The following is a 9,478-nucleotide window of genomic DNA, read 5'->3' as shown; positions in this document are numbered from 1 at the left end:
GTGCGCGCCCGGGGGGCCCGGGGGGCCCCGCCCCGGCCCGCCCCGCCCCGGGGGGTGCGGGGGCCCCGGCCCGGGGGGGGGGCCCCGGGGGCGACCCCCCCCCGCGCGCGCCCGGCCCCCCCCCCCCCGCCCGCGCCGGCGGCCCCCCCCCCCCGCGCGGGGCGTAAGCCGCGGCCCCCCCCTCACCCCCCCCCCGGGCGGCCCCGTCGCGGCCCCGTGGGGGACGCACCCCCCGCCGCCACCGCCCGCCCGTCCGGCGGGCCGGTCGCAGAGGCGGCCCGCCGGACGCCGAAGGGCCCCGCTGACCGTGGAACACACGGTCAGCGGGGCCCTCACGGACACCCAGGGGGTACGCCCCCGCCCCTCAGCCCTCCGCCTCCAGCGTGAACAGCGCCCCGTCCGGGTCCCGCACCACCGCGCGCCGCACGCCGCCGTCCGGCTCGCGCACCCCGCCCCACTCGCCGCCCGGCACCACCGAGCCGCCGTGCTCCAGGGCGGCCGCCTCCGCCGCCTCCAGATCCCGCACCCGGAAGCGCACGAGCCAGCGCGGCCGGAGCTGCGGCCTGGGGGAGGCGGACTCGACCGGGCCGCTGTTCAGCCGGGCGACGGCCTCGCCGTCGTGCCGCAGGACCACCTGGTCGTCCTCGTACGACACCTCGCAGCAGTTCGGACTGCCGTCCGCCCACTTGAGCACCCCGCCGTAGAACACGGCCGCGTCGAACGCGTTGCGGGTGTGCAGCTCCACCCAGGCCGGCGCCTTCCGCTCGCCGATCTCCCAGCGCGACACCCGCCGCCCCTCCCAGACCGCGAACGCCGCGCCCTCCGGGTCGGTGGCGAGCGCCGCGCGGCCTCGGGGCGGAAACGCGACCGGGCCCACGCCGACGGTGCCGCCGCGCTCCCGGATCCGCGCGACCGCCGCGTCGGCGTCGTCGACGGCGAAGAAGACCGTCCAGGCCACCGGCACCTGCATCTCCGCCGCCACGGCCGCGATCCCGGCCACCGGCACCCCGTCCCGCTCGCCCACCACGTACGCGTCGCCGAGGGCTCCGCGCCGGAACGTCCAGCCCAGTACGGCCCCGTAGAACCGCTCCGCCGTACCGAGATCACGTGCGGACAGGTTCAGCCAGCAGGGAGCCCCCATGGTCTCTCCGGTCGTCGGCCCCGCCACCGGCGCCACCTCCTCGTCGTCCTGCGTCCAGAGCGTGTCCGTCCACCAGAGTGCCCCCTGCGTCCAGAGTGCGCCGTGCGCCCCTTCCCCGCCCCGCCGGTCCCCATGCGCGGATTCACCCACGTGCCGCCGATCACCACCCGGCCGAGGGGGAGACGGGGCGGTGACGGAACGGATCCGGCGCACTCAGTGGACCGCGTGCGCCGCCCGGGCCGCGTAGGCGCGGACGTCCGCGTCGGGATCGTCGGCCGCCCCGGCCAGGGTGGTCCGGGCCGCCGGGTCGTCCCGGTGGGCGAGGAGCGAGAGGACGGCCGCCTTCCGCACGTCCGCGTTCGGGTCCGCGAGCACCGGCGCCAGGGCCGGCACGGCGAGGCCGGCCGGTGCCGCCCGGAGCGCGGTCGCCGCCCCGGCCCGCACCTGCCAGGCGGGGGCACCGAGCGCGGCGGCGGCCCGCGCCGCGTACTCCGGCGGGCAGCCGGCGCCGGCCAGGGCGGCCAGGGCCGCGCCCCCGACCAGCGGATCGGGGTCGTCGAGCAGCGGCGCGAGCGGACCGGGCCGGGGGTCCCGCACGGCCGCGAGGCCCCGGGCCACCGCGACCCGCACCTCGCGCGCCGGGTCGGCCGCCGCCCGCGCCAGCTCCGCGACCGCGTCCACCGAGACCAGGGCCCGGACGGCCCCGACCCGTACGTCCACCTCCGGGTCGGCGAGCGCCGCCGCGTACAGCGGGGCGTCCCCGAGCCGCAGTGCCCGCAGGACATCGAGCGCGGCGGTCCGCACGGCCGGATCGGGCACGTCGAGGGCCTCCCGCAGGCCGTCCCCGAGCACCGGCTCCGCCGGCAGCACCTCGACCAGCTCGCGCAGCGCCGCCGAGGCGGCGGCCCGCACCCGGGGCGAGCCGTCCCGCAGCCGCGCGGCGAGCGCCGGACCGGTCCCGGCCGGAGCGGTCTCCCCGAGGGCGGTGACGGCGGCGGCCCGCACCGCCGGATCGGCGTCCTCCAGGTAGGGGCCGAGCACATCGAGACCGGGGGAGTCCTCGACGAGCCCGAGCAGTTCGAGGAGCCGGGGAGAGGGCGCCGCGGGGGCCCCTTCCGCCGGACCCTCCGCCGCCGTGCCGGCCGCGTCCCCGACCGGCCGCGCCGCCGGGACCGCCTCCCGGGGCCCCGCCGTGGCCACCGGCACCAGCTCCACCTCGCCCAGGTGCCGCTCGGGGCCGCCGGGCGGCGCGAACTCCGGCACCGGCACCAGGTACGGCTCCACCGGCCGCGCCGTGAACTCCATCGCCCCCGAAGGGGACTTGCGCAGGTCCAGGTGGTGCAGCCAGTCCGCGTCGTCCCGCTCCGGGTGGTCGAGCCGCTCGTGGTAGAGCCCCCACCGCGACTCCGTCCGGGCCAGCGAGGCCCGCGCCGCCATCTCCGCGCAGTCCCGGATGAACGACACCTCCGCGCACCGCATCAGCTCGTGGGCCGTGCGCGCCCCCATCCCGGCGATCTCCCGGGACATCCGGTCGAACGCCTCCACCGCCAGGGAGAGCTTCGCGCCCGTCTTCGGCGGCGCCACGTAGTCGTTGACGAACCGCCGCAGCTTGTACTCGACCTGCGGCTGCGGAGGGCCGGACGGGTTCCGCAGCGGCCGGTAGATCAACTCGTGCGCGTCCAGGACCTGCTGCCGGTCCATCTCCCCCTCGTACGCCGTGTACTTCGCCGCGTCCTCGCCCGCCAGGTCGCCGAAGACGAACGCGCCGATCATGTAGTTGTGCGGTACGGAGGCGAGGTCGCCGGCCGCGTACAGCCGGGGCACGGTCGTCCGGGCGTGCGCGTCCACCCGTACCCCCGAGGCCGAATGGCCCCCGCACAGACCGATCTCGGAGATGTGCATCTCGATGTCGTGCGTCCGGTAGTCGTGGCCGCGCCCCTCGTGGAACGTGCCCCGGGTGGGGCGCTCCGTGGTGTGCAGGATCGACTCGACCGCGCCGACGGTCTCCTCGGGAAGGTGGCTCAGCTTCAGGTACACCGGCCCCCGGTCCGAGGCGAGTTCGGCCGCGAACTCGGCCATCATCTGCCCCGACCAGTAGTCCGACTCCACGAACCGCTCGCCGTGCCGGTTCACCTGGTACCCGCCGAACGGGTTGGCGACGTAGGCGCACGCCGGACCGTTGTAGTCCTTGATCAGCGGATTCACCTGGAAGCACTCGATCCCGGTGAGCGCCGCGCCCGCGTGGTACGCCATCGCGTAGCCGTCGCCCGCGTTCGTCGGGTTCTCGTACGTGCCGTACAGATAGCCCGACGCGGGCAGCCCGAGCCGCCCGCAGGCGCCCGTCGCCAGGATCACGGCCCCGGCCCGTACGAGGACGAACTCGCCCGTGCGGGTGCGGAATCCGGCGACGCCGACGGCCCGCCCGTCGTCCGGGTGGGTGAGCACCCGGACCGGCATCACCCGGTTCTCGATCCGGATCCGCTCCCGCATCTCGCGCCGCCGCAGCTGCCGGTAGAGGACCTTCTTGACGTCCTTGCCCTCCGGCATCGGCAGCACGTACGAACCGGACCGGTGCACCTGCCGGACCGCGTACTCGCCGTGCTCGTCCTTCTCGAACTTCACCCCGTACGACTCCAGGCGCCGCACCATCGCGAAGCCCCGGGTCGCCGTCTGCCGGACGGTGGACTGGTCCACGAGGCCGTCGTTGGCGCGGGTGATCTCGGCGACGTAGTCGTCCGGTTCGGCGCGGCCCGGCACGACCGCGTTGTTGACGCCGTCCATCCCCATGGCGAGGGCGCCGGAGTGCCGGACGTGCGCCTTCTCCAGGAGCAGCACGTTCGCCCCGCGCCCGGCGGCGGTCAGCGCGGCCATCGTGCCGGCGGTCCCGCCGCCGACCACGAGCACGTCGCAGGAGAGCTCGGTTGCGCCGGCGGGATCGGGGACGGTCAGGGGGGTGTCCACGGAGGAGCCTTTCGAGGTGCGTACAGGGGTCCGGCGGGGCCGGCCGGGGGCTTCAGTCAGAGGGAGTCGAGGACGCGGCGGCGCAGCGCGGCCGTCGCGGGCGCGTGCAGGGCCTCCCGCGCGCGGGGGTGCGGGACGTCCAGGACCTCGCCGGACGCGAACAGGGCGATCCGGTCGCCGAGGTGGAGCGCCTCGTCCACGTCGTGCGTGACGAAGACGACGGTCGCGCCCGTCCCGCGCAGGATCTCCACCAGGAGGTCCTGCATCCCGGCCCGGGTGTGCGCGTCGAGCGCGCCGAACGGCTCGTCCATCAGGACCGCGCGGGGCCGGCCGGCCAGGGCGCGGGCGAGCTGGACCCGCTGCCGCTGCCCGCCGGACAGCTGGTGCGGCAGCCTGGCGGCGTGCCCGGCGAGCCCGACCCGCTCCAGCCACTCCTCCGCCGCACGGCGCCGCCCGGCCCGGGGGACCCGGCGGATCGCGAGCGGCAGCTCCACGTTGGCGCGGACCGTCCGCCACGGCAGCAGGGCGTCGTGCTGGAAGACGAGCGCCCGGTCGGCGCCGGGCCCGCGCACCGGCTCCCCGTCCCGCGTGACCCGCCCCTCCAGGGGCGGCAGCAGCCCGGCGAGCGTGCGCAGCAGGGTCGTCTTGCCGCAGCCGGAGGGGCCGACGACGGCGAGGAGTTCGCCGGGCGCGATCCGCAGCTCCACGGGGCCGGACACGGCGGACCCGTCCGGATGGCCCAACCGGACTCCGCGCAGGGCGAGTTCCGCGCCCATGGTGTTCGCCGTGCTCGTGGCGCTCATGGCACCGGCTCCTTCTCGGGCAGGGGTACGGAACGGGAGGGCGTGCGGGCGGGGGCGGCGGGGGCCGGGGCGACCGCCGTACGGCCGGGCCCGGCGCCCCGCTCGGCCGGGCGCGGCAGCCAGGCGGTGACCCGGCGGCCGAGCGTCTCCACGGCGGTGGAGGTGAGCCAGCCGAGGGCGCCGATGGTGGCCATGCCGACGAAGACCCCGGGGTAGTCGACGACCGTGTAGTCCTGCCAGGTGCGGTAGCCCACCCCGTACTCGCCGGAGATCATCTCCGCCGAGATCACACAGATCCACGAGACGCCGATCCCCACGGACAGGCCGCCGAAGATTCCCGGCAGAGCGCCCGGCAGGACCACCGAGAACAGCACCCGGGCCCGGCTCCCGCCCATGGTCAGCACCGCCTCCTCCCACACCGGGCTCAGGGCCCGCACCGCGTGCCGGGTCGACACGAGGACCGGGAAGAGGGCGGCGGCGCAGGTGATGAAGACGATGCCCTGCTCGTTCGTGGGCAGCAGCAGGATCGCGACCGGGACCAGGGCGATGGCCGGGATCGGCCGCACCGCCTCCACCAGCGGGCCCAGGACGTCGGCGGCCCACCGGGACCGGGCCACGGCCGTCCCGGCCGCCACCCCGAGGACCGCCGCCAGGAGGAAGCCGACCGTGATCCGGCGCAGACTGTGGCCGAGGTCCTGCCAGTACGCCCCGGTGCCGACCCGGTCGGCGAACGCGGAGGCGACCTCCACGACCGTGGGGAACTGCTCGAACCGCAGCCACAGGTTGACGTCCAGGGAGGTCAGGAGCTGCCACAGGCCGAGGGCCGCGAGCGGCGAGGCGATCCGGACCAGCCGGCGCACCGCGGGCGACGGGGCCGCGCGGCGGCCCGTGCCCGCGGACGGGGGCCGTCCCGCGCTCACGACGCCGCCCCCACGGCCTCCGCGTACCCGGTGATCCGGGAACCGGGGTGACCGGCGACGTACCGCTCCGCACCCGCCCGGGTCACGAAGGCGCGCCACTCGCCGCCGTCCCGCACCCACACCGCCCGGTCCGCGAACCAGGGCGTCCCGGTCACCGCGTCCGGCACGTACGCGGCCCGCACCCGGCCCGCCCCTGCCTCCCGGACCGCCTTCAGGAGGGCGCCGGGACCGTCGAACGCACGGGTCGCGCCCTGCCCCTTCAGCCACAGCTCCGGCTTCGGGGCGGTGGCCTCCGGGTACGCGGCGCCCGGCACCGCCCGCTCCAGCGGGGCCGGGTCGACGAACGCGTTCACGTCGACCTCCTTCACCAGGCCTGCCGCCGCCAGGACCGGCACGTCCTCCTTGAGCGCGGCGACCAGCTCGGGGCGGAGCGCCGGGTCGAAGGTGGCGATGCCCCGGGCGCCGTTGTAGAGGTAGACCACCTCGGCGGGCAGCCCGGTCTCCTTCGCCACCGACTCGGCGGACGCGACCGGCCGGGCGCGCAGCTCGTCCGTGGCCCGCCGCTGCGCGCGCAGGAACGCGTCGAGCACCGCCGGCCGCTCCTTCGCGAACCTCTCGCGCACGGTGACGCCGTGGAAGGTCGGCAGGTCCAGCTCGGCCCCGTCGTACAGCGCCGTCGCCCTGCCCTGGAAGGCGAGCAGTCCGGGCCAGGCGACGAACTGGGACAGCGCGTCGACGCTGCCCGCCGCCAGGGCCGAAGCGCCCACGCTCGGCTGCTGGTTGAGCTTCCGCACGTCCTTCGCCGGATCGAGACCGGCCCGCTGGAGCGCCCGGACCAGGGTGCCGTCGGCGGCCGAACCGACGCTGGTGGACACCTTGCGGCCCTTCAGGTCCGCCAGCGACCGCAGCGGCGAACCCGGCGCGGTCACCACGGTGTTGAGGCCGCCGCGCAGGTTGTAGCCGGTCACCGAAACCAGCCGCGTCGGCTGCTTCAGCTGCTTGCCGCGCGCCGCGTTGAGCAGCAGCGGGAAGTCGCCCATCGAACCGATGTCGATCTTCCCCGCCGTCATCTGCGCGGTGATCGGGGCCCCGGTCGCGTAGTCCTGCCAGTCCACCCGGTAGGCGACCCCGTCCTTGCGGCCCTGCGCCGCGAGCTCCTCCTCGAAGTAGCCGAGGGAGCGCAGCAGGGTGCCGGCGGTGACGGTGTTGATGGTCTTCGACTGGTAGCCGACGGTCACCGTGACCGACTTCGCCCCCGCCCCGCCGCCGGCGCCGGACCCGCAGGCGGTGGCGAACGGCAGCAGGAGCAGCGCGAGCGGAAGGGCGACTCTCTTCGTTGGCATGGTGGTTCGGCCTTTCACCGGAGCAGGTAGGGCATGTTGACGGTGACCGCGCCGGTGGGGCAGCGCGCCGCGCACGGGCCGCAGTACCAGCACTCGTCGACGTGCATGTACGCCTTGCCGTCCTCCTCGCGGATCGCGAGCGAGTCGAGCGGACACATGTCGACGCAGAGCGTGCAGCCGTCGATGCACTTCGACTCGTCGATGGTCACGGGCACGTCGGCGCGCTGGGGGACCAGGGGCATGGCTGTCTCCAGGGAACGGGTGGTGTGTCGTCAGGGCTCAGAGGGCGCGGCGCAGGACGCCGCTCATGGTGATGCGGTCGCCGCGGAAGCGGATGAACTCCAGGTCCACCGGCCGGCCGTCGGGCAGGCACGTCAGCCGCTCCAGCATCAGGACGGCCGCTCCGCGCGGGGCCTGGAGCACGGCGGCGGAGTGCGCGTCGGCGTTGACGGCCTCCAGGGTGATCTCCGCGTGTCCGAGCGGGGAACCGGTCAGCTGCTCCAGGAGCCGGAAGACGTCCGTGTTCTCCAGGTCGCAGCCGAGGAGTTCGGCCCCGATGTCCATCGGCAGATAGGACAGGTCCAGGGAGAGCGGCAGGCCGTTGAGCCGCCGCAGCCGCTCGATGCAGAGCACGTCGGAGTGGTCGGGAAGGCCGAGCCGGTGGGCCACCGGGCCGGGCGCCCCGACCGGCCCCACGGTCCGCACCTCGTTGGTGACCCGCCCGTGCTCGTGCAGGGTCTCGGCGAGCCCCTGGAGCCGGTCCAGGCCGTGCGGGTACTTCTCGCAGACCACCACCGTGCCGACCCCCGGCTGCCGGTCGACCAGCTGCTCGCCGCGCAGCAGGTCCAGGGCCTGCCGCACGGTGTTCCGGCTGGCCCGGTAGTCGGCCGCGATGACGTCCTCCAGGGGCAGGACCCCGCCGGGGAAGCCGCCCGCCAGGATCTGGTGGCGCAGCAGGTCGGCGAGCTGCCGCGCCCGGTCCGCCCGGAGGCGCCGGCGACGGGCGGCGGCGACGGGGCGGGCGGCGGGAGCGGGTTCGGCGGGCATGACACGGAACGTAGCGGCGGACCGGCCCCGGTGGTGTTGCCACAACATTGCGCCACCTGACGCCCCTTCCACACGCCTCTGACCAGCGGATACGTCGGCGGGGCGGGGAGTTCCGCCACCCGGTCGCCCAGTACGTGGACGCCTGGCGGCCCACGATGCGGATCGGGGGCCGGGGCCGGGCCGCACGGTGGATCCGGACCCGGTGACGCGTCGTGGGCCCGGGTCCGTCAGACCGCGTGTCCGTCGACCTCGTGCCGCAGGGCGACGGAGAGCCGGTGGTGGAGGACGCCGAGGACCGGCTCGCCCGGGCCGAACAGGCCGTCGGCGAGTTTCCAGTAGCGCCGGATCAGGGCGCTGTCGCTCCGGGCGAGGACCGGGACGAGGCCGCGCCGGAAGTCCGGGGTGTCCCGGACGCCCTGCGCGGTGGCGTACGCCGAGACGAAGCACTCCAGGGCCCCGCCGGTCCGCCCCGTCCGCTTCTCCGCCTCGGCGAGCGCGTACGCCTCGGTCAGGCCCTCGTACAGGACGTCCGGCCGGTACGCCCCCTCCGGCAGCGGCTGCGCCCGCCGGCACTCGGCACTGCCGGGGAGCGGGCCGGAGACGAGCGCGTGCAGCCGGGCGAAGTCCAGGACGCGCGCGGGGCTCGGCTCCGCCGGGGGCGGCGGCACCACCGCGTCCAGGACCAGGGACACCACCCGCCCCGGAAGGCGCACGGGCAGGATCCGGCGCCAGAACCGGACCAGGGCGTCCGTGTCGGGCGGCGCGGGCACGGCGCCGAGCAGCCGCGCCCGCTCCGCGCGCTCCCCGGCGGGGCACTCCTGGAGCGACCGCAGGGCGGCCTCCTGCCAGCGCAGCGCGGCCAGCCGGGAGCCGACGTCCCGCAGCCGGTCCGCGAGGACCTCCGCCGGCACCCCGTCCCGGTCGAGGACCCGTTCCACCTCGGGCACCGGCAGGTCGAGCGCGCGCAGGGAGCGGATCAGCCGGAGCCGGTCGAGCGCCCCCGGCCCGTACCGGCGGTGCCCGCCGGAGCTGCGGGCCGCCTCGGGCAACAGGCCGCGATCGGAGTAGTACCGCACGGTCTTGACGGTGACGCCCGCGCGGACCGCCAACTCCCCGATGCTCCACAGGCCGTCGGCCACCACGACACGCACCTCCCCGGAGGAGACCGACCATCCACGAGCACCCCATTCTGACGCCGGACCGGGGCCGCCGCTCCGACGGGGTCGCCGGTGGCGGTCCTTGAACCTCCCGCAGGGGGAGCTC

General features: G+C 76.5%; 8 protein-coding genes. All 8 read right to left on the bottom strand.

Translation table 11 applies throughout. The annotated features are described in order from the left end of the window. Nucleotides 1–364: 364 nt before the first annotated feature. The 8 genes from AB0398_RS31780 to AB0398_RS31745 all read right to left on the bottom strand — a co-directional run bounded on the left by AB0398_RS31780 (nt 365) and on the right by AB0398_RS31745 (nt 9,357). Nucleotides 365–1,168, bottom strand: a complete 804-nt coding sequence (locus AB0398_RS31780) for a VOC family protein (RefSeq protein ID WP_366379122.1) — start codon at nt 1,166–1,168, stop codon at nt 365–367. 186 nt (nt 1,169–1,354) lie between these two features. Further along, complete coding sequence (locus AB0398_RS31775; RefSeq protein WP_366379121.1) at nt 1,355–4,102, bottom strand: fumarate reductase/succinate dehydrogenase flavoprotein subunit; 2,748 nt, start codon at nt 4,100–4,102, stop codon at nt 1,355–1,357. A gap of 56 nt (nt 4,103–4,158) precedes the next feature. Next, the gene (locus tag AB0398_RS31770; RefSeq protein WP_366379120.1) at nt 4,159–4,905 is read right to left on the bottom strand and encodes an ABC transporter ATP-binding protein; all 747 of its coding nucleotides are present in this window, start codon (nt 4,903–4,905) and stop codon (nt 4,159–4,161) included. Next, entirely contained in the window at nt 4,902–5,765 is an 864-nt protein-coding gene (locus AB0398_RS31765) for an ABC transporter permease (protein ID WP_366379127.1), read from the bottom strand. Before AB0398_RS31765 ends, AB0398_RS31770 begins: the two co-directional genes overlap by 4 nt. A gap of 56 nt (nt 5,766–5,821) precedes the next feature. After that, complete coding sequence (locus tag AB0398_RS31760) at nt 5,822–7,168, bottom strand: ABC transporter substrate-binding protein (protein WP_366379119.1); 1,347 nt, start codon at nt 7,166–7,168, stop codon at nt 5,822–5,824. A 14-nt stretch (nt 7,169–7,182) separates the two neighbouring features. Next, nucleotides 7,183–7,410 (bottom strand): ferredoxin family protein, encoded by a 228-nt coding sequence (locus tag AB0398_RS31755; protein ID WP_030313017.1) that lies wholly within the window; start codon nt 7,408–7,410, stop codon nt 7,183–7,185. Nucleotides 7,411–7,447: 37 nt separating this feature from the next. After that, nucleotides 7,448–8,215 carry a GntR family transcriptional regulator gene (locus tag AB0398_RS31750; protein WP_366379118.1) on the bottom strand — a complete coding sequence of 256 codons (768 nt, stop codon included), beginning with the start codon at nt 8,213–8,215 and terminating at the stop codon, nt 7,448–7,450. Nucleotides 8,216–8,442: 227 nt separating this feature from the next. Further along, nucleotides 8,443–9,357 (bottom strand): MerR family transcriptional regulator, encoded by a 915-nt coding sequence (locus AB0398_RS31745; protein WP_366379117.1) that lies wholly within the window; start codon nt 9,355–9,357, stop codon nt 8,443–8,445. Between the last annotated feature and the right edge of the window lie 121 nt (nt 9,358–9,478).

This window comes from Streptomyces sp. NPDC086147, from assembly GCF_040702165.1.
Taxonomy (GTDB): Bacteria; Actinomycetota; Actinomycetes; order Streptomycetales; family Streptomycetaceae; genus Streptomyces.
The sequence above is the reverse complement of the archived record's forward strand: the minus strand, read 5'-3'. Positions and strand labels throughout refer to the sequence as shown.

What these genes read in the sequence shown, in the direction of transcription:
- AB0398_RS31770 (WP_366379120.1), bottom strand. Translation starts at nt 4,905, where the DNA reads ATGAGCGCCACGAGCACGGCGAACACCATGGGCGCGGAACTCGCCCTG.
- AB0398_RS31760 (WP_366379119.1), bottom strand. Translation starts at nt 7,168, where the DNA reads ATGCCAACGAAGAGAGTCGCCCTTCCGCTCGCGCTGCTCCTGCTGCCG.
- AB0398_RS31755 (WP_030313017.1), bottom strand. Translation starts at nt 7,410, where the DNA reads ATGCCCCTGGTCCCCCAGCGCGCCGACGTGCCCGTGACCATCGACGAG.
- AB0398_RS31750 (WP_366379118.1), bottom strand. Translation starts at nt 8,215, where the DNA reads ATGCCCGCCGAACCCGCTCCCGCCGCCCGCCCCGTCGCCGCCGCCCGT.